At 66.2% G+C, this 18,738-nt stretch carries 22 protein-coding genes, 1 tRNA gene and 1 pseudogene; 14 read left to right on the top strand and 10 right to left on the bottom strand.

Translation table 11 applies throughout. From position 1 onward, the window contains the following. Positions 1-25: 25 nt before the first annotated feature. The 5 genes from DM995_RS11725 (at position 26) to DM995_RS11705 (ending at position 4,228) form a co-directional block, all read left to right on the top strand. Positions 26-490, top strand: a complete 465-nt coding sequence (locus DM995_RS11725; RefSeq protein ID WP_116969541.1) for a CopD family protein — start codon at positions 26-28, stop codon at positions 488-490. Between the two features lie 320 nt (positions 491-810). Next, positions 811-2,067, top strand: coding sequence for a transcription termination factor Rho (rho, locus tag DM995_RS11720; protein ID WP_023839438.1), 1,257 nt, complete (start codon positions 811-813; stop codon positions 2,065-2,067). Between the two features lie 24 nt (positions 2,068-2,091). After that, positions 2,092-2,763: a TerC family protein gene (locus tag DM995_RS11715; protein ID WP_023839437.1), complete on the top strand. Its 672-nt coding sequence runs from the start codon at positions 2,092-2,094 to the stop codon at positions 2,761-2,763. A gap of 83 nt (positions 2,764-2,846) precedes the next feature. Further along, entirely contained in the window at positions 2,847-3,854 is a 1,008-nt protein-coding gene (locus DM995_RS11710; protein ID WP_232824346.1) for a Vgb family protein, read from the top strand. Positions 3,855-3,904: 50 nt separating this feature from the next. Continuing rightward, positions 3,905-4,228, top strand: a complete 324-nt coding sequence (locus tag DM995_RS11705; RefSeq protein ID WP_116969540.1) for a c-type cytochrome — start codon at positions 3,905-3,907, stop codon at positions 4,226-4,228. Between the two features lie 118 nt (positions 4,229-4,346). On the opposite strand, the gene DM995_RS11700 is transcribed toward DM995_RS11705, so the two are convergent. Further along, positions 4,347-4,745 (bottom strand): nuclear transport factor 2 family protein, encoded by a 399-nt coding sequence (locus tag DM995_RS11700; RefSeq protein WP_116969539.1) that lies wholly within the window; start codon positions 4,743-4,745, stop codon positions 4,347-4,349. Further along, positions 4,742-5,452: a dienelactone hydrolase family protein gene (locus DM995_RS11695; protein ID WP_116970434.1), complete on the bottom strand. Its 711-nt coding sequence runs from the start codon at positions 5,450-5,452 to the stop codon at positions 4,742-4,744. The genes DM995_RS11700 and DM995_RS11695 overlap by 4 nt, the downstream gene beginning before the upstream one ends. A 116-nt stretch (positions 5,453-5,568) precedes the next feature. On the opposite strand from DM995_RS11695, the gene DM995_RS11690 reads away from it, so the two are divergent. The 6 genes from DM995_RS11690 to DM995_RS11665 are packed head-to-tail and all read left to right on the top strand — an operon-like array spanning position 5,569 to position 11,313. After that, positions 5,569-5,820 carry a DUF6489 family protein gene (locus tag DM995_RS11690; protein ID WP_023839432.1) on the top strand — a complete coding sequence of 84 codons (252 nt, stop codon included), beginning with the start codon at positions 5,569-5,571 and terminating at the stop codon, positions 5,818-5,820. 19 nt (positions 5,821-5,839) lie between these two features. Next, positions 5,840-7,141 (top strand): tRNA uridine-5-carboxymethylaminomethyl(34) synthesis GTPase MnmE, encoded by a 1,302-nt coding sequence (mnmE, locus tag DM995_RS11685; protein WP_116969538.1) that lies wholly within the window; start codon positions 5,840-5,842, stop codon positions 7,139-7,141. After that, entirely contained in the window at positions 7,138-8,895 is a 1,758-nt protein-coding gene (gene mnmG / locus DM995_RS11680) for a tRNA uridine-5-carboxymethylaminomethyl(34) synthesis enzyme MnmG (protein WP_232824345.1), read from the top strand. Before mnmE ends, mnmG begins: the two co-directional genes overlap by 4 nt. Continuing rightward, entirely contained in the window at positions 8,892-9,584 is a 693-nt protein-coding gene (rsmG, locus tag DM995_RS11675; RefSeq protein WP_116969537.1) for a 16S rRNA (guanine(527)-N(7))-methyltransferase RsmG, read from the top strand. The genes mnmG and rsmG overlap by 4 nt, the downstream gene beginning before the upstream one ends. Beyond that, positions 9,581-10,366, top strand: coding sequence for a ParA family protein (locus DM995_RS11670; RefSeq protein WP_116969536.1), 786 nt, complete (start codon positions 9,581-9,583; stop codon positions 10,364-10,366). The genes rsmG and DM995_RS11670 overlap by 4 nt, the downstream gene beginning before the upstream one ends. Continuing rightward, complete coding sequence (locus tag DM995_RS11665; protein WP_116969535.1) at positions 10,366-11,313, top strand: ParB/RepB/Spo0J family partition protein; 948 nt, start codon at positions 10,366-10,368, stop codon at positions 11,311-11,313. Before DM995_RS11670 ends, DM995_RS11665 begins: the two co-directional genes overlap by 1 nt. Before the next feature lie 108 nt (positions 11,314-11,421). On the opposite strand, the gene DM995_RS11660 is transcribed toward DM995_RS11665, so the two are convergent. Genes DM995_RS11660 through ftsE form a run of 4 tightly spaced genes read right to left on the bottom strand, consistent with a single transcriptional unit; the run spans position 11,422 to position 14,337 of the window. Beyond that, on the bottom strand, positions 11,422-12,135 hold the full coding sequence (locus DM995_RS11660; protein ID WP_023836917.1) for a lysophospholipid acyltransferase family protein: 714 nt from the start codon (positions 12,133-12,135) through the stop codon (positions 11,422-11,424). Positions 12,136-12,137: 2 nt separating this feature from the next. Next, positions 12,138-12,668 (bottom strand): YdcF family protein, encoded by a 531-nt coding sequence (locus DM995_RS11655; RefSeq protein ID WP_023836916.1) that lies wholly within the window; start codon positions 12,666-12,668, stop codon positions 12,138-12,140. Next, positions 12,665-13,561 (bottom strand): cell division protein FtsX, encoded by an 897-nt coding sequence (locus DM995_RS11650; protein ID WP_116969533.1) that lies wholly within the window; start codon positions 13,559-13,561, stop codon positions 12,665-12,667. Before DM995_RS11650 ends, DM995_RS11655 begins: the two co-directional genes overlap by 4 nt. Beyond that, entirely contained in the window at positions 13,558-14,337 is a 780-nt protein-coding gene (gene ftsE, locus DM995_RS11645; RefSeq protein WP_023836914.1) for a cell division ATP-binding protein FtsE, read from the bottom strand. The genes DM995_RS11650 and ftsE overlap by 4 nt, the downstream gene beginning before the upstream one ends. Positions 14,338-14,473: 136 nt before the next feature. Between ftsE and DM995_RS22775 the strand changes: the two are divergent. The 3 genes and pseudogenes from DM995_RS22775 to DM995_RS11635 all read left to right on the top strand — a co-directional run. Further along, a pseudogene (locus tag DM995_RS22775) lies at positions 14,474-14,638 on the top strand (MJ0042-type zinc finger domain-containing protein); the annotation flags it as partial. A 93-nt stretch (positions 14,639-14,731) separates the two neighbouring features. Beyond that, on the top strand, positions 14,732-15,325 hold the full coding sequence (locus DM995_RS11640; RefSeq protein ID WP_232824499.1) for an FxLYD domain-containing protein: 594 nt from the start codon (positions 14,732-14,734) through the stop codon (positions 15,323-15,325). 131 nt (positions 15,326-15,456) lie between these two features. Then, positions 15,457-15,543: transfer RNA gene (locus tag DM995_RS11635), tRNA-Leu, on the top strand. A 32-nt stretch (positions 15,544-15,575) separates the two neighbouring features. Here DM995_RS11635 and asd read toward each other — a convergent pair. The 4 genes from asd to DM995_RS11615 form a co-directional block, all read right to left on the bottom strand. Beyond that, entirely contained in the window at positions 15,576-16,427 is an 852-nt protein-coding gene (gene asd, locus DM995_RS11630; RefSeq protein ID WP_116969531.1) for an archaetidylserine decarboxylase, read from the bottom strand. Between the two features lie 50 nt (positions 16,428-16,477). Continuing rightward, positions 16,478-17,509 carry a carotenoid oxygenase family protein gene (locus tag DM995_RS11625; RefSeq protein ID WP_286164961.1) on the bottom strand — a complete coding sequence of 344 codons (1,032 nt, stop codon included), beginning with the start codon at positions 17,507-17,509 and terminating at the stop codon, positions 16,478-16,480. Between the two features lie 91 nt (positions 17,510-17,600). Next, positions 17,601-18,473, bottom strand: coding sequence for a manganese catalase family protein (locus DM995_RS11620; RefSeq protein ID WP_031317716.1), 873 nt, complete (start codon positions 18,471-18,473; stop codon positions 17,601-17,603). A 54-nt stretch (positions 18,474-18,527) separates the two neighbouring features. Next, the gene (locus tag DM995_RS11615) at positions 18,528-18,716 is read right to left on the bottom strand and encodes a hypothetical protein (RefSeq protein WP_023836814.1); all 189 of its coding nucleotides are present in this window, start codon (positions 18,714-18,716) and stop codon (positions 18,528-18,530) included. Between the last annotated feature and the right edge of the window lie 22 nt (positions 18,717-18,738).

Genomic DNA, 18,738 nt, shown 5'->3' with positions numbered 1-18,738 from the left:
CCCTGCCGGATCCACGGCAGAACCCATGAACGAGCTTCTTCTGACAACGGATTATGTTCTCTCCATGCTTTATCTCTGGCTGAAAGCGGCGCATCTCATCTTCGTCATCTTCTGGATGGCCGGCCTGTTCATGATGCCGCGCTTCCTGGTCTACCACCAGGAGGCCGAGCACGGTTCGCCCGAGGCGACGCGCTGGATCGACCGCGAGTCCAAGCTCAGGAAGATCATCCTCAACCCCTCGCTGATCATCGTCTGGGTGCTGGGGCTGGTCCTGGCCAGCCAGGGCAACTGGTGGACCGCCGGCTGGCTGCACGCCAAGCTGCTCTTCGTGCTTCTGCTCAGCGGCTATCATGGCTGGATGATCGGCTATGCGCGGAAACTGGCCAAGGGCGAGCGCAAGCTGACCGGCAAGCAGTTGCGGCTGATCAACGAGGTCCCGGGCATCGCTGCCGCGGTGATCGTGATCCTGGTGATCGTGAAGCCGTTCTGATCCCCTTCTCCCCTCCCCTTGGGGAGGGGCAGGCCCGGTCTTCCGGGCCGGGGTGGGATAGGAGCACCACGGGTGGTCAGGCCCACCCCGGCCTTCGGCCACCCCTCCCGCATGCGGGAGGGGAGAGGTGAGTCTGTCGTCTCATCGCAGGCCCGATTGACTTTTGCGCGGCCTCCGCCTATTTCCGCTGGCGTCCCGTCCGGGACCTTCGACGACCCGCTTCATCAGTGACCGGATTACCGGTTGGGCGTCCCGCATCTCTTTCCAGACTGCCGCGTTGCGATTGTTGGCGGCACCCTTCCCACGGAATCCTGCACCTCATGCATCTCAAAGAACTCAAGCAGAAAACCCCCGCCGAACTCGTCACCATGGCCGAAGAGCTGGGCGTCGAGGGCGCATCGACGCTCCGCCGCCAGGACCTGATGTTCGCGATCCTCAAGGAACTCGCCGAAGACGGCGAGCAGATCATGGGTCTGGGCACCATCGAGGTGCTGTCCGACGGTTTCGGTTTCCTGCGCAGCCCCGAGGCAAACTATCTCGCCGGGCCCGACGACATCTATGTCTCGCCAAACCAGGTGCGCCGCTTCGGCCTGCGCACCGGCGACACGGTCGAGGGCGAAATCCGCGCGCCGCGCGATGGCGAGCGCTATTTCGCGCTGACCAAGCTGACCGCGGTCAATTTCGACGATCCCGATGTCGTGCGTCACCGCGTCAATTTCGACAACCTGACCCCGCTCTATCCGAACGAGAAGCTGCGGCTCGACACGCTCGACCCCACGGTCAAGGACAAGTCGGCGCGGGTCATCGACATCGTCTCGCCGCAAGGCAAGGGCCAGCGCGCGCTGATCGTCGCGCCGCCGCGCGTCGGCAAGACCGTGCTGCTGCAGAATATTGCCAAGGCGATCACCGACAACCATCCCGAAGTCTTCCTGATCGTGCTGCTGATCGACGAGCGCCCGGAAGAAGTCACCGACATGCAGCGCAGCGTGAAGGGCGAGGTCATCAGCTCGACCTTCGACGAGCCCGCGCAGCGCCACGTCCAGGTCGCCGAGATGGTCATCGAGAAGGCCAAGCGCCTGGTCGAGCACAAGAAGGATGTCGTCATCCTGCTCGACTCGATCACGCGCCTCGGCCGCGCGTACAACACCGTCGTCCCCTCGTCGGGCAAGGTGCTGACCGGCGGTGTCGATGCCAACGCGCTGCAGCGTCCCAAGCGTTTCTTCGGCGCGGCGCGCAACATCGAGGAAGGCGGTTCGCTCTCGATCATCGCCACCGCGCTGATCGATACCGGCAGCCGCATGGACGAGGTCATCTTCGAAGAGTTCAAGGGCACCGGCAACAGCGAAATCGTGCTGGATCGCAAGGTCGCCGACAAGCGTATCTTCCCCGCGCTCGATGTCGGAAAGTCCGGCACGCGCAAGGAGGAACTGCTGGTGGAAAAGGACATCCTTTCCAAGATGTGGGTGCTGCGCCGCATCCTGATGCAGATGGGCACCATCGATGCGATGGAGTTCCTGCTCGACAAGATGAAGGATTCGAAGACCAACGAAGACTTTTTCGATTCGATGAACCAGTAACCGCCAAGGGCTACGACACCCATCATGATGGAATTGTGGAACCATATCGTCGCCGATTTCTCGAACATCGGCTCCCCCTCCGCGCTGGCCGCCTTTGGCCAGGTGCTGATGATCGACGTGCTGCTGGCGGGCGACAATGCGATCGTCGTCGGCGCGCTGGCGGCGGGCCTGCCCGCGGACCAGCGCCGCAAGGTGATCCTGATCGGCATCATCGCCGCTCTGGTGCTGCGTATCGCCTTCGCGCTGGTCGTCACCCAGCTGATGCAGATTGTCGGCCTGATCTTCGCCGGCGGGCTGCTGCTGCTGTGGGTATCGTGGAAAATGTACCGTGAACTGCAACCGGCGGGCCCGGCCGGCGGTTCGCCCGAGGTCGAGGGCGACGAGCATAGCGGCGTCAAGCCCGCCAAGAGCTTTGCGGCCGCTGCCTGGGCGGTCGCCGTGGCCGATGTCAGCATGAGCCTCGACAACGTGCTCGCGGTCGCGGGCGCGGCGCGCGAGCATCCCGGCATCCTCATCGTCGGTCTGATCCTGTCAGTCGCGCTGATGGGCATCGCGGCCAATTTCATCGCCAAATATATCGAGCGCTATCGCTGGATCGCCTATATCGGGCTGGCTGTGATCCTCTATGTCGCGGGCAAGATGATCTATGACGGCTTTGTCGATCCCGGCGTCGGCGTGGTGACGCTGTTCAGCTGACCGTCCTATAACGCGCAACATTTCCTCTCCACCGGTGTTTGATCCCTGATAGGATCGCAACATCGGTCGGGGAGGATTTTTGCATGATCAGACTGGGCGCCGTTGCCGTTTCGCTCGCCGTGCTCGCCAGCACGCCGATTGCAGCCACCGCCAGGGAGAAGGCGCAGATTGCCGCCTCGGCCGAGATCGGACGCCATGTCCGGTTGTTCGAGCTTCCCAAGGGCTCGCGCCCGCACGATGTGGCGCCCGCGCCCGACGGCAAGATCTGGTACACCGCGCAGAAACAGGGCGCGCTGGGCATTCTCGATCCGGTGACCGGCCAGGTGGTGCAGGTTCCGCTCGGCCCGGACTCGGCCCCGCACGGGGTCATCCAGGGGCCCGACGGCATGGCCTGGATCACCGATGGCGGGCAGAACGCGATCGTTCGCTACAACCCTGCGGGCGGCAAGCTCGACGTCTGGAAGCTGCCCGCGGACACCGGCTATACCAACCTCAACACCGGCGCCTTCGACGGCCAGGGCACGCATTGGTTCACCGGACAAAACGGGATTTACGGCCGGGTCAGCGCGCGCGACGGCAAGGTGCAGGTCTGGAAGGATCCCAAGGGCCGCGGCCCCTATGGCATCGCCACCGCCCCCGATGGCAATGTCTGGTATGTCTCGCTCGCGGGCAGCCATCTCGCGCGTATCGACAGCGCCACCGGGGAGATCAGCGTGATCGAGCCGCCCACGAAAGACGCAGGGCTTCGCCGCGTCTGGGCCGACAGCAAGGGCGATCTGTGGATCACCGGCTGGAACAGCGGCGAGCTCTATCGCTACCGGCCTTCGAACAAGGGCTGGAAGACCTGGAAGCTGCCCGGAACCGCACCCAAGGCCTATGCCGTTTATGTCGACGAGCGCGACATGGTCTGGGTGAGCGATTTCGGCGACAATTCGACCCGGGTATTCGATCCGCGCAGCCAGCAATTCGTCGCGCGCTATCCCGGCAGCGGCGAGGGGGCGAATGTCCGCCAGATCCTGGGCCGCAAGGGCGAGGTGTTCCTGCCCGAATCGGGCACCGAGCGGCTGATGGTCATCCGGACCGACAAGTGAGTTGGCGATGGTCACTGGCGCTGCTGGCGGCGTCGCTGCCATCCTCCGCGATGGCGCAAGCGACGAACCAGGCGGGTGAGCGCGCGTTCCAGCGCTGCTATAGCTGCCATTCGGTTCAGAAGGGCGAAACGGGGCTGAGCGGACCCAATCTCCACCGCCTCGGCCAGCGCCCGGTCGCGGGCGACAAGACCTTCGTCTATTCCAAGGCTTTCAAGGCCTTCGCGGCCACGAACCCGCGCTGGACCCCCGAACTGCTCGACCGCTTTCTCACCGATCCCGAAGCATTGGTCCCCGGCAACCAGATGGGCTTTTTCGGCCTGCGCTCGGCCGAGAACCGCAAGGCGATCATCGGCTATCTGTTGCCAGGAAAATAACCGATAAGGTTAATTATCCCCGTCACCCCCGCGAAGGCGGGGGTCCCGCTTCCTCCGAACCGAAGCGCCGAAGCGGGGTGCCCGCGTGCGCGGGAATGACGAAGCTGGCTGAAAAAGCCTATCCCGCCTTGGCCAGCATCTCGCCCATTTTCTCCCAGACCTTGTTGATCGCCTTCAACGGCCGCACCATCACCTTGAAGTCCTCGATCTGGCCGTCGGCATTCCAGCGTACCATGTCGACGCCGTTGACCTCGATGCCGTCGAGCACCAGCGCGAATTCGAGCACGGCGGTGTCGCCATCGACGATCTCGCGGACATAATGGAAGCTGTCATTGCCCAGCACGTGCGACGCCGCATGCAGATAGGCGAAGACCTTGGCCTTGCCTTCCTGCGGGGTGTGGACGACCGGCGAATGGAACACCGCGTCGTCCGCCAGCATGGCCTTGAGCTTCTCGGGATCCGAGCCGCCGTGCATGTAATCATGCCAGGCGGCGATTCCGGCCTCAGCGACGCTCATGCCAGATGCTCCGCAAAAAAGGCGGCGGTGCGGCTGTCGGCGAGCTGCGCTCCGGCCTCGTCGCGGCGGTTGCCCATCTCGGCGGCAAAGCCGTGATCGAGCCCTTCATAATCATGCAGCGTGACCTTGGGGTGATCGTCGAGCCCGGCATGGATCGCCGCCTGCGCCTCGTGTCCGACGAAATGATCGGCGGTGGGGATGTGCAGCATCAACGGATTGGCGATCGCATGCGATTCGCCGAGCATCTGGTCGATCATCACGCCATAATAGCCCACGCTGGCGTCCACATCGGTGCGCGCCGCGGTCATATAGGCGAGCCGTCCGCCGAGGCAGTAGCCCACCGCGCCGACCTTGGCGACACCGTCCAGCCCGCCGATTCCCGAACGGATTGCGCGGATCGTCGCCTCGATATCCTTGACCCCGTCATTGGGATCGTATTGCCCGAAATAGCCGAACGCCTCCTGCAGCTCGGCCTCGACATCGGGGTCGAGCTCGATGCCGGGCTTGATGCGCCAGAACAGGTCGGGCGCGACCGCGAGATAGCCCTGCGCCGCCCAGTCGTCGCATTTCTTGCGGATGCCCGGATTGACGCCGAAAATCTCCTGGATGACGATGATCGCGGCCTTGGGGCTCCCTTCGGGCGCGGCGACATAGGCATCGAAATTGCCGTCATGGTCGAAAGTCGGGATGCTGTGCGTCGAAGCCATATTGCTCTCCATCATCAATTCGATTGATTTGAGTCGGATTTATACCCACTTTAGCGGGGCTGGTAAGCGGCAATTAGGGGCCGGGGGGCCTTTGTGCCAAGAGAGGATCGAAGCGCATGAAAGTGAATATCGAAGTCGATTGTTCCCCCGAAGAAATGCGCCGGTTCATGGGGCTACCCGATGTGTCGGATGTCAACCGGACCTATGTCGATGGTGTCGTCAATGCGATGAAGGGCACCAGCAATGTCGACCAACTGCAGAACATCGCCAAGAACATCGCGCCGATGGGCGAAATGGGGCTGCGCTTTTTCCAGCAGATCATGGACGCCGCGGCCGCGGGAGCAAGCGGCAAGAAGTCCTCGGACTGACCTTCCCCTTCATTAGACCATGACGGCGGGTGCGACGATCTATGCGCTGTCGAGCGGCGCACCCCCCGCCGCGCTGGCGATCATCCGGATCAGCGGGCCCGATGCCGGTGCGGCGCTGGCGGCGCTTGTTGGTGCGCTGCCCGAACCGCGCCGCGCTTCATTGCGGACCCTGCGCGATCCCGCATCGAACGATATTTTGGACCGAGCGCTTGTCCTCTGGTTTCCCGGTCCGGACACGGCCACGGGCGAGGATCTGGCCGAACTGCATCTGCACGGGGGCAGGGCGGTGGTGCGCGCGGTCGAGGCCGGGCTGTCGGCAATGGAGGGACTGCGGCTGGCGGAGCCGGGCGAGTTCACCCGCCGGGCATTCCTCAACGGGCGCATGGACCTGGCCGAGGCCGAAGGGCTTTCCGATCTGCTGTTCGCCGAGACCGAGGCGCAGCGCGTCGCCGCCATCCGCATGGCGAGCGGGCACCTGTCGCGCCAGGTCGAGACGTGGCGGCGCGAGGTGCTCAGGCTCTCCGCGCTGGTCGAGGCCGAGCTCGACTTCTCCGATGAGGACGATGTGCCCGAGCATGCCGTTGATGCGGTGGGCGAGGGGATTAGCGCGCTGGCGGGCGAGATCGACCTGACGCTGGCGCGTCCGCGCGCCGAGCGGCTGCGCGACGGCATCCGCGTTGTGCTCGCCGGACCGCCCAATGCGGGCAAGTCCACATTGCTCAACGCCTTGCTGCAGCGCGAGGCGGCAATCGTATCGGACATCGCCGGCACCACGCGCGACGTCATCGAAGCGCCGGTGGCGCTTGGCGGAATTCCCTTCTTGCTGACCGATACCGCCGGGCTGCGCGAGGAGGGCGCCGAGGAGATCGAGAGCATCGGGATCGTGCGCGCGCAACAGGCGATGGCGGGCGCGGATATCGTCCTGTGGCTGGGAGACGAGGGCGAGGGCCCGGATCATCCCCGGCTCTGGGAGATCGAAGCGCAGATCGACCGGGGCGGTGTTTCACGTGAAACAAGGCGCTCAGCGAGGCATCGGCTGTCCGCCAGGACGGGCGAAGGGTTGGAGGCGCTGGTCGCCGATCTGATCGAGACGGCGCGGACGCTCCTTCCTGCGAGCAACGACGTCGCGCTCAATGCGCGCCAGCACCGGCTGCTGTGGGAATGCGCCTCCGCTCTCCACGGAGCCGAAGTGCAATCCGACCTGTTGCTCCGCGCCGAAGGTCTGCGGCTCGCACGGCATGCGCTCGACCAGCTGCTCGGCCGCACGCATGTGGAAGACATGCTCGACGCGCTGTTCGGGGCGTTCTGCATCGGGAAATGAACCTTTCCCTTCCCGCTGGCGGCGCGATGTCGTGCAATCCGGCGATCGGCGGGCTCGGCAAGGGTCATCTGGTGCGCGAGGTCGATGCATTCGACGGGCTGATCGCGCGCGCGGCGGACCAGGCCGCGATTCACTATCGCATGCTCAACAGCTCGAAGGGTAGCGCGGTGCAGGGCCCGCGCGTCCAGGCCGATCGCAAGCTCTACAAGGCGGCGATCCAGGCGATGCTGGCCGCGCAGCAGAACCTGTCGACAGTCGAGGGCGAGGTCGCGGCGCTGCGGCTCGAGCAGGGCCGGGTAATGGGTGTCGATTTGGCCGATGGCAGTGCGATTGTCGCGCGCGCCGTGGTGCTGGCGACGGGGACCTTCCTGGGCGGGCGTCTGTTCCGCGGCGAGGAGCGGCTCGAAGGCGGCCGCATCGGCGAGCCCGGCGCGAGCCTGCTGGCGCAGCAGTTGCGCGCGGCCGATCTTCCGATGGCGCGGCTCAAGACCGGCACGCCGCCGCGCATCGATGGGCGCACCATCGACTGGGCACAGCTCGACGAACAACCGAGCGATGGCGAGGTCTGGACGATGTCGCCGCTGAGCGAGCGGCGCACGGTGCCGCAGGTTTTCTGCGCCATCACCCGCACCAGCCAGCAGACGCATGACATCATCCGCGCCAATCTGGATCGCTCGCCGCTGTTCAGTGGCGCGATCGGTGCGCAGGGGCCGCGCTACTGCCCCTCGATCGAGGACAAGATCCACCGCTTCGGTGACCGCGACGGGCACCAGGTCTTCCTCGAGCCCGAAGGGCTGGATACGCATCTCGTCTATCCTAACGGCATCTCGACCTCGCTCCCCACCGATGTGCAGCTCGCCTTCGTGCGAAGCATGGCAGGTCTCGAACGCGCCGAGATCGTCGTGCCGGGCTATGCGGTCGAATATGATCATATCGATCCGCGCGCGCTCGACCATCGTCTCGAGGTGCGCGCGATCCCCGGCCTCTATTGCGCGGGCCAGATCAATGGCACCACCGGGTACGAGGAAGCCGCGGCACAGGGACTGGTCGCAGGCATGGCGGCGGCCGGCGCAGTGCTCGGCCGCGATATCGCGCTGCCCGATCGCGCGAGCAGCTATCTTGCCGTCATGATCGACGATCTGGTGCTGCAGGGGGTGACCGAACCTTATCGCATGCTCACCGCGCGCGCCGAGTATCGGCTGAGGCTGCGCGCCAACAATGCTGGCGACCGGCTGACGGCAATGGCCATCGCCAATGGTGCGGTGGGCGAGGAGCGTCAGCGCTGGTTCGAACAGCGTCAGTCGGCCAAGGCGGCGGCTCTCTCGGCGCTCGAGCGCCAGGCGAGCTGCACCGAGCTTGCCGCGCTCGGCCTGCCGGTCAAGGCGGATGGAAGCCGCCAGAGCCTGTATGACTGGCTGCGATTTCCCGCGATCGATCTTGCCTCGCTCGCGCCGCTGCTGCCCACAGAGATGGCTGCGCTGCCCGACGACCTGTGCGCCGAGATCGAGGAGGATGCGGTTTACGCGCCTTATCTTGCCCGGCAGGACGCCGAGTTGCGTGATCTGCGCGCCAACGAGAAGGTGCTGCTCGGTGCCGATATCGATTATCGCGCGATCACCGGTCTTTCGAACGAGATGGTCGAGCGGCTCGATCTGGCGCGGCCCGAGACGCTGGCCGAGGCCGGACGCGTGCGCGGTGTGACCCCGGCGGCGCTCGCCGCCATTCTTGTCCACGCCCGCAAGCGCGCCGCATGATCCTGCATAGCGAGGAAGAGGCGCGCGCCTGGGTCGCCGCGCTGCCCGGTGTTTCACGTGAAACAATGGATCGGCTCGATGCGCTCGCCGCCTTCGTCGCGGACGAGGCGAAGCACCAGAACCTTGTCTCTGCTGCCACGCTCGCTTCGATGTGGCAGCGGCACATCACCGATAGCGCGCAGCTGCTGCGCTTTGCCGAGCCGCAGCCGGATGAGCATTGGGTCGATCTCGGCAGTGGGGCGGGGTTTCCTGGATTGGTCATTGCACTGCTCGCACCATGTCGGGTGACGCTGGTCGAATCGCGAGCGCTGCGAATCGGCTATCTCAACAGAGCCATCGACCGGTTCGGGTTGCGGGGCAGGGTGGGGGTTGCAGGCCGCGCACTCGACAAGGTCGAGAGCTTTGCTGCCGATTACATATCCGCGCGCGCCTTTGCCCCGTTGGCGCGCCTGCTCGAAGGCGCGGGCCGTTTTTCCACAGAAAACACACGCTGGCTGCTGCCAAAGGGGCGCAACGCGCGCAGGGAACTGGAAAGCATCGCTGCGCCGTGGCAGAAACTGTTCCACGTGGAACAGAGCCTCACCGATGCCGATGCCGCGATTCTCGTCGGAACGGGATGCGTGACGCCGCTGGAAAGCCCGAAGGCGCCGCGCCGCAAGACCGAGCGCAGACACAGGAGCAAGTCATGATCCGCATTGCGGTCGCGAATCAGAAAGGCGGGGTGGGCAAGACCACGACCGCGATCAACCTCGCGACGGCGCTCGCAGCGACGGGCCTGTCGGTGCTGCTGATCGATCTCGACCCGCAGGGCAATGCCTCGACCGGGCTCGGCATCGCGCGCAACGATCGCGAATTCTCGAGCTATGACCTGCTGACCAACGAAAGCTCGCTCGCGCAATGCTGCGTGCCGACGCAGATCCCGGGGCTCGACGTGATTCCGGCGACCGTCGATCTTTCAGGCGCCGAGATCGAGATGGTCGATCTGGAAATGCGCACGCACCGGCTCAAGGCTGCGATGGACGGTGCCCCCGGGGATCGCTGGCAGGTGTGTCTGATCGACTGCCCGCCCTCGCTCGGGCTGCTGACGCTCAATGCGCTCGTTGCGACCGACCAGGTGCTGGTGCCACTGCAATGCGAGTTCTTCGCGCTCGAGGGACTGAGTCAGCTGCTGCAGACGGTCGAACGGGTGCAGCAGCGGTTCAATCCGGATCTGTCGATCATCGGTGTGGTGCTGACCATGTATGACCGCCGCAACCGCCTGACCGACCAGGTATCGGATGATGTTCGCGCGGTGCTCGGACGGCTCGTGTTCGACACCGTCATCCCGCGCAATGTGCGGCTTTCCGAAGCGCCGAGCCACGGCATGCCGGCGCTGATCTACGATCATCGCTGCGTCGGCTCGGAAGCCTATATCGCGCTCGCACGCGAATTCATCACCCGCATGCCGCGCCTGGAAGAGGAAGCAGCCTGATGGCCGAAGACAATAGCGGTCTGCCCGATATCGCCAAGGCGCTGGGGCGCAAGCGTCCGACGGGTCTGGGGCGCGGGCTCAACGCGCTGCTCGGCGAGGTGGGACGCGAGGAACCGCTGGCGCGGCGCGACGAGGGCGGCGAGGGCCAGGCCAGCACGACCACCGGGCTGCGCACATTGCCGCTCGCCGACATCCGTCCGCATCCCGGCCAGCCGCGCCGCTATTTCGACGAGGAAGCGCTCGACGATCTGGCGCGCTCGATCGCGCAGCGCGGGGTGATCCAGCCGGTCATCGTCCGCCCGCGCAAGGGCGGCGGGTACGAGCTGGTCGCCGGCGAACGCCGCTGGCGCGCGGCGCAGCGCGCGCGGCTGCACGAGATCCCGGCGATCGTTCGCGAACTTAGCGACCCCGACACGCTGGCGCTGGCGCTGATCGAGAATATCCAGCGCGAGGACCTGAACCCGGTCGAGGAGGCCGAGGCCTATCAGCGGCTGGTCGGCGATCAAGGCTATTCGCCGGTCGAGGTCGCCCGCATGGTCGACAAGTCGCGCAGCCATATCGCCAACCTGATGCGGCTGCTCGCGCTGCCGCAGCCGGTGCTCAAGATGGTGGCCGACAAGAGCCTGAGCATGGGCCATGCCCGCGCGCTGATCAACGTGCCTGATGCCGAGGCGATCGCCGCCGAAGTGGTCGATCGCGGGCTTTCGGTGCGCGAGGTCGAGAAGCTCGTGCGCCGCGCGCGCAGTGATGCCGGGGGCAAGTCGGGCGGCAAGCCGCGCGCCGGGGGAGCATCCGAAGGCAGCAATGCCGATATCGAGGCGGTCGAGCGGCATCTGGAAGATCTGCTCGGCCTCAAGGTCAAGATCAGCGCCGAGGCCAACCAGCGCAGCGGCAGCGTGACCATCCGCTATGGCAATCTCGACTATCTAATTATTACAAATATTTAAGCTGTCATTCCCGCGAACGCAGGAATCCCGCTTCAAGTGCGAACGTTCAAGGCAGCGGGACCCCCGCCTGCGCGGGGGTGACGATGGAAAGGGGCAGGGGAAGAACCTTCAGCCCCGCTCGACCACGTTCAGCTCGTTGATCGCCTTGTGCACCCGCGCCTCGATCTCCTCGCGCGACAGCCCTGCGGGGATCATCTCGCCGAAGCGATAGACGATGATGCCGGGGCGCTTGATGAAGCCGCGCCGGGGATAGAGATGCCCGCTTGCCAGCGCGATCGGCACCACCGGCAGCTTGGCGAGCTTGTACAGCCCGGCAAAGCCCGCCTGGAGCGGCGGCTGCTCGCCCGGCGGGGTGCTGGTGCCTTCGGGGTAGATGACGATCGAGCGCCCCTCCGCGACGAAGCGGCGCACCTCGGCCATCATGTTTCGCAAGGCCACCGCGCCGCCCGCGCGGTCGATGAAGATCATGCCATAGGTGCGCGCGATATGGCTCCACAAGGGAATGCGCGACAGCTCGATCTTGGCGACGACGGCAGGCCGGTTGAAGATGCGCAGCAGCTCGATCGTCTCGAAAAAGCTCTCGTGCTTGATCGCATAGAGCACCTGGCCCTGCGGTATCGGCCCCTCGATGCGCACGCGGATACCGAGAAACGTCCGGGCGCAGCAATAATGATACATGCCCCAGCCGCGCGCCATGCTCTGCAGCCGGTGGCGCGAAAAGGGCAGGATGATGAAGGCGATGATGACGATGAACACCGATCCGCCGTAAAAGGCGATGGTGAACAGGATCGACCGGAGGATGGCCAGCAGCGTGCGCGCCATGATCAGACCCCGAACAGTCCGGCGATGACGCGCAGCACCAGCTTGTTATACTCGCGCCACAGCGTCATCAGGCTGGGCTTGCTCGCGACCGCATCGGGATAGATGGCGATATCGTCGGGCAGCGCGCGGTGCAGCTCGTATTCGGCGCGGCGCATGTGCCAGTCGGTGGTGACCAGCCGCACCGATTTCACCTTGCGCTGCTTGGCCCAGCGCGCGGTTTCCAGCCCGTTCGAGCGCGTGTCATAGGCGCGGAAGCCCAGATCGACGCAGCAGTCGAACAGCGCCACCGATCCCGGATATTGCGCGCTCAGTTCGGCGGGGCGGACATCGCGATCGACGCCCGAAATCAGCATGCGCTCGGCCCATTTGTTGCGCAGCGCCTCCAGTCCGCGGTCGATGCGCAGCGGGCCGCCGGTCGGCACGACGACGGCATCGGTCTGCTGGTCGCCCAATGGCTGCGGCAGCAGGATCGCAAACCAGGCAAAGCCCAGGATCCAGGCCAGCAGCACCGATGACAACAGGCGAACGATCACAGCTTCTTCCTGAGCGCGCCGAGCACCGTCACCCGCGCGGTGAATACAGCCAGCGCAATACCCGCTATCGGCACAGTTGCAAGCAGCAGCCAGTCGACCGGGCCGAACGATCCGGCGGAGACCAGCCCCGAATCGAGCCGCGCCGCGGCGCGCCCAAGCATCCACAGCACCGGCGCAGCGAGCAAGCAGCCGATCAGCGCGCCCAAGGCGGCATCGAGCGCGATGCGCCGCTGGAACAGCCGCGCGATCTGCTGGTGCGTGCTGCCGAGCAGGTGCATGATGTCGATCGTGTCGGCATGCGCGGCAAAGCTGCTGCGCGCCGAGAGCATGACCGAGGCGGTGGTCGCGAGGGCAAGCAGCGCGACCAGCGCGATCGCCAGCCAGCGCAGCGTCGCGATCAGATCGAACACCGGTTTCAGCCACTGGCCATGCGCATCGATCCGCGCATCGGGTGCAACGGGTTGCATCGCGCGGCGCAGCCGGGTCAGCGTGGCGCCATCGGCCTGCGCGCGAAAATCGACGTCGATCAGCGCGGGCAGGGGGATGTCGCGGCTCGTCGCGCCGCTGCCCAGCCATGGCGTCAGCAGCGCGCGGACCTCGGCCTCGCTCACCTGGGTGACGCTCGCCACCGCGCGGTCGGAACGGAGCAGCGCCTCGGCCGCCAGCGCCTGTTTCTGCCGTGCGTCGCCATCGGCATTGACGATCTGCACCGTCGCGCGCCCGGCCAGATCGGCGTTGATCTGCCGCGCGGCGCTGCCCAGCGCCAGCGCGGCGGCGGCGGCGAGCAGCGTGAGGAACAGCATCACCGCGATCACCCAGGGCATCGGCCCAGTGAGGCGCGCCTGCGGGATCAGCCGGCGATCGTGGCCGGTGGGGAAGAGCGCGCCGATCATCGGCGCGGCTCGCCCTGCTGCGGTGCCTTGTCGGCCCAGCCGGTCATATCCGAGGGGCGCGGCGGATAGCGCAGCGCGCCGGTGGGGTCGGACAGACGCCCCGCTTCCAGCCGCATCATCTGCGCGCGCTTGATCCGCGTCATCAGGTGCACGTCGTGCGTCGCGACGATGATCGTCGTGCCCATGCGATTGAGCGCCTCGAACAGCCGGAGCAGCTTGACCGCCATGTCGGGATCGACATTGCCCGTCGGCTCGTCCGCCACGAGAATGTCGGGCCGGGTGATGACCGCGCGCGCGATGGCGACACGCTGCTGCTCGCCGCCCGAAAGCGTCGCGGGCAGGGCATCGCCGCGCGCGCTCAATCCCACCCAGTCGAGAATCTCGCGCACCGGTGTCGCGATATCCTGGTCGCGCATGCCGGCGATGCGCAGCGGCAGCGCGATATTGTCGAACGCGGACAGGTGCGGCACCAGCCGGAAATCCTGGAACACGACGCCGATGCGGCGGCGGAAGCCCGGCAGCCGGTCGCGCGCCAGCGTCATGAGGTCGCTGCCGAACAGCCGGATCATGCCGCGGCTGGGGCGCTGCGCGAGATAGAGCAGTTTGAGCAGCGAGGACTTGCCCGCGCCCGACGGCCCGGTGAGGAAATAGAACTGGCCAGAGAACAGCGTGAACGAAAGGTCGATCAGCGCCTCTGGCCCGGTGCCATAGCGCAGCCCCACATTCTCGAACTGGACGATGCTTTCGACCGAAGGGGCCATCTGCGGGGCGCTCATGCAGCGGCGATAGCGCGGCGCGGGCCAAACAGGCAATGGGAATGCGCACCTTGGCGTCACCCGCACTGCCAAATCCCGCTCGCTTGACGTCAAGCCGTTGAAAAACCGGCCTTGGGCGCAATCAGCAGTGGAAAACATGGGGTCACCCCATGGGCAGGCGGCGCAAGCCCCTTGCGGCGATTCGCCCATCATGGTTAGAAACGCCATGATTATTGCGTGCCCTGCGTGCAACACCCGCTATGCGGTTCCCGACAGCGCCATCGGTATCGATGGACGATCGGTGCGTTGCGCCAAATGCGGGCACAGCTGGTTCCAGCATGGTCCGGACGTTCCTGCGCCGGCGCCGACTCCGGCCCCCGTCGCAGAACCTGCGCCCCAGCCAGCGCCTGCACCGGTGCCTGCCGCATCCGCCGCACCGGCGGCGGCGCCGGCCCCGGTCGAACCCGAACCGAAGCCCGCAGCGCCTGCGCTCAGCCGCCCGATCGTGGCGAGCTATGCCGATGATGCGCTGGCCGACCGGCCGAGCAGCTTCAACCACGAACCGCCGTTCCGCCCGCGCCGCAACCCTGCCAAGCTGTGGATGATCGGCGCGGTCGCCTTCGCGCTGGTCGCGTCGGGCGCCGCTGTCGCCATCCAGACCTTCGGTCTGCCCGGTTTCATCGCCGATGCCAGCCTGCCCTTTGCCGAGGTCGAGCCCGATCTGGTGATCGATTTCCCGCCCAGGAAGCAGGAACGGCGCACGCTTCCCAACGGCACCGAATATTTCAGCGCCTCGGGCACGATCAGGAACCTGAGCCAGCGTGCGCAGGACGTGCCGCCGATGCTGGTGGTGCTGCGCGATGCGCAGGACCGGGTGGTGTTCAACTGGATCATCAACCCGCCGGTCGAGAAGCTGGAGCCGGGCCAGTCGGCCGATTTTCGCCAGGCGATGGTCGATGTTCCGCGCTCGGCCACCTCGGCCGAGATCGCCTGGGCCAAGCGCAACTGATCGCGCGCACCGGCTGGCAGGCTGGCAAGATTCCCTTGTTGCTATGGGCGTTGCGCTTTGCTAATGGCGCGGCCTGCCACGCGGGCAGGGCCTTCAGAAACGGCCGAAATCCCCGCGAATTGCTGGACTGTGCGGTCATGGCGGAATTGGTAGACGCGCAACGTTGAGGTCGTTGTGGGCGAAAGCCCGTGGAAGTTCGAGTCTTCTTGACCGCACCAGTCATCCAGGGTTCCGCCGCTCAGGCGGCCCCTCAGATTCCCGACAATCGCTCCCCGATCGCCTGGCCCATACGCAGCGGCGCGCCGGGCTGTAGCGCGTCGTGCCAGGCGACACGGCCCGGCTCGAACAGCAGCACCACGGTCGATCCCAGATAGAAGCGGCCCATCTCGTCGCCAGCCTGGAAGCGATGGGGGCTGCCGGTGAAATCCTCGGCGACCGGGCTGGTCTCGTGGTCGTGAAAGCGGTGCGGCCAGACGGTGTCGATGCCTGCAACGATCATCGCGCCGACCATCACGCTCGCGAACAGGCCGTCAGGGCCGTCGAACAGACAGGCGAGCCGCTCGTTGCGCGCAAACAGCCGGTCGACCCCGGCAGCGGTGCCCGGATTGACCGAGAACAGCTTGCCGGGAAGGTACACGGTCGATTGCAGCATGCCCGCAGCGGGCATGTGCACGCGGTGATAGTCGCGCGGGCTCAGGTAAATCGTGACGAACTGCCCGCCATCGAACCGGTGCGCGTCGCCGCCCTGGCCACCGAGCAGTTCATCGACGCTGTAGTCGCGCCCCTTGGCCTGGATGATCCGGCCATCGCGGATCGGCCCGAGCTGGCTGACCGCGCCGTCGGCCGGGCTGAGGATGAACCGATCGGCATCCGCCAGCGGTCGCGCGCCGGGCTTGAGCTCGCGGGTGAAGAAGTCGTTGAAGCTGGCAAACTGGCCGAAGCCGCGCGCCGCCTCGCCCATGTCGACACCATAGGCGGCGGCGAAGCGGCGGATCATCGAATCGCGCAGCCAAGGGCTCTCGCTTGCCGCCAGCCTTCCGGCGAGCCGGGTCAGGGCGTGCTGCGGCACCAGATGCTGTAACGCAATGAAGGCAGAGGACATGGCACGGCTCTACCCCACGCATCGCTGCCCGGCCACCTTTATCGCGACGATCAGGCGGCCACCCAGCTGCCATGGAAGCTGAGCGGCAGCGCGACGTCGCTGCGCCAGCTCGCCACTGGACCATCGGCGATGCGGCGCGCATCGAACAGGTGAAGTTCGGTGGCTTTTGCATCGAGGTTGAGCGTGGTGCCGATCAGGTGATGCTGTCCGGCGGGCACGAATTCCTCGACCAGATGTCGCGTTCCGAAATCGAAGCTGTCATGGCGGCCCCTGACCCAGTCCCAGCTGCCGACGCTGCGCGCGAACGGGCGGTTGCTGCCATAGCCGCCGACATGCACCGTTGCCGACCGGGGCAATCCGGCGAGCTCGGGCGCGCTGCGCGGGAATTCGGCGGTAATCCCGGCGGGCGTCAGCGTGGCGCGGCCGTCGGGGTGCAGCGCGACCAGGTTGAGCTCGGGCCGCTCGACATGGACATAGCGTCCCTCGACCAGCCCCGGCGCGCCTTCGACCGCAAAGGTCACGTCCTTGTGGAAGCAGCCGTCGAAGCGGATCGTGCCGTCCTTCTCTTCCCAGGCATCGCCCAGATGGAAGAAGGAGAGCGGCGGCAGATCGAACACGCTGGCCTTCGACAGGTCGTCCTTGTCGAGCACCAGCACCTTCGATCCCAGCTCGGGCTGCCAGGTCAGGCTCTTCGAGAAGGGCAGCTTCATCGCGCCCGCGATCCAGGGCTGGCACAGGATCACCAGATGCCGCGCGGTCGCGGTGAAATCGTGGATATAGCTCGCCATCGGCAGCTTCACCGCCTCGCCTGCCTCGAACGCGCCGTCCTTCGACAGCCGCCAGACACAGACCGCCGCGCCGCCCGATCCGATGTTCCAGATGCGGCCATCGGGCTCGATGCGCGGATGCGCGAGGAACGGCATGTGCTTGAGATCGTCGCGAAAGGTGACCTGTCCCTGCGTCTCGAGGCTGGCCGGATCGAGCGCGGTGGCGGAGCCCGCCTCCCACAAGGCCAGCAGGCGATTGCCCGCCTTGATGACATGCGTGTTGGCGGCGTTGGTGTCATCCGAGCTGCCGACGATCGCGCCGGGCTGCTGCAGCGTGCCGACGCCAGTTCAGTCATGGGCGTGGGCCGGGTGGAGAGGGGTCAAGCCTGGCATCGTCAGTACAGGGTCAGACCTGCTTCATGCCGAGTTCGGCACCGGTGACCGGATCGACCGTGGGGTCCGATGCGGTGCGCTCGGCCATCGCCAGCACGGTGCGCAGCTGGTCCTTGGGCAGTTCGACCTCGGCGGTGCCGTCGCCGCCATCGACCGGGCCATGCGCCTCGAGATCGTCGATCCGCTGCCACTGGTCGCCGCTGTTCCACGGTCCTTCGGTATCGCCGGGGCCAGTCGACGCGTTGACATAGAGCGAATCATAATCGCCCATCGCGCCAAGCTTGCCCGGCGGGAAATTGTCCGCGATCGTGTAAAGCGCCTTCTCGAACGACTTCTGGTGGGCGATCTCGCGCGTCATCAGAAAGCCGAGCGCATCCTTGATGCCCGGATCGTCGGTCACGTTGATCAGCCGCTCGTAGACGATCTTGGCGCGCGATTCGGCAGCGATATTGCTGCGCAGGTCGCAGGTCGGGTCGCCGCGCGAGTCGACATAGGCCGCGGTCCATGGCACGCCCGACGAATTGGTGAGCGCGGGGCCGCCGCCATAGAGGATCGCCTGGGTATGGCTGTTGCCGCCTGCGGTGAGCGACCGGTACAGGTCCGCTTCCTCGAGCGCGGCTTCGGCAAGGTCACCCTTCGCCCCCTTGTTGAGCATCGCGACGATCGAGCCGATCACCTCGAGATGGCTCAGCTCCTCGGTGGCGATGTCGAGCAGCATGTCCTTGCGGCCGGGATCCTCCTCGGCGAGGCCTTGCGTGAAATAGCGCATGGCCGCGGCGAGCTCGCCATCGGGGCCGCCGAACTGTTCGAGCAGCAGCGAGCCGAGCACCGGGTTCGGCTCGGACACGCGGACGGTATATTGCAGGCGTTTGTTATGGGTGAACATGCAGGTTTCCTTGGCGAAGGGCAACCCGGACCGGGATGATCCGGGGCGTCGAGATCAGGTGGCCGTGGTCGTGGGGTGGGCCGTCGTCATGGTGGCGGCATGGCCGACCCGCTCTTCGCGGCGCAGCGTGCGCGGGATGGTGTTGTGCCGGGGCGCAGGCAGCGCGAGCGTGATCAGCGCACCGATCAACGGCGCGCCCATGATCCACAGAGGCAGCAGCGGAAAGCCGAGAAAATAGGTCATGGCGGTTGCTCCATAGGGCCGG

This window comes from Blastomonas sp. UPD001 (assembly GCF_003426715.1).
In the GTDB taxonomy this organism is placed as follows: domain Bacteria; phylum Pseudomonadota; class Alphaproteobacteria; order Sphingomonadales; family Sphingomonadaceae; genus Blastomonas.
This window is presented reverse-complemented; position numbering and strand designations above follow the sequence as displayed.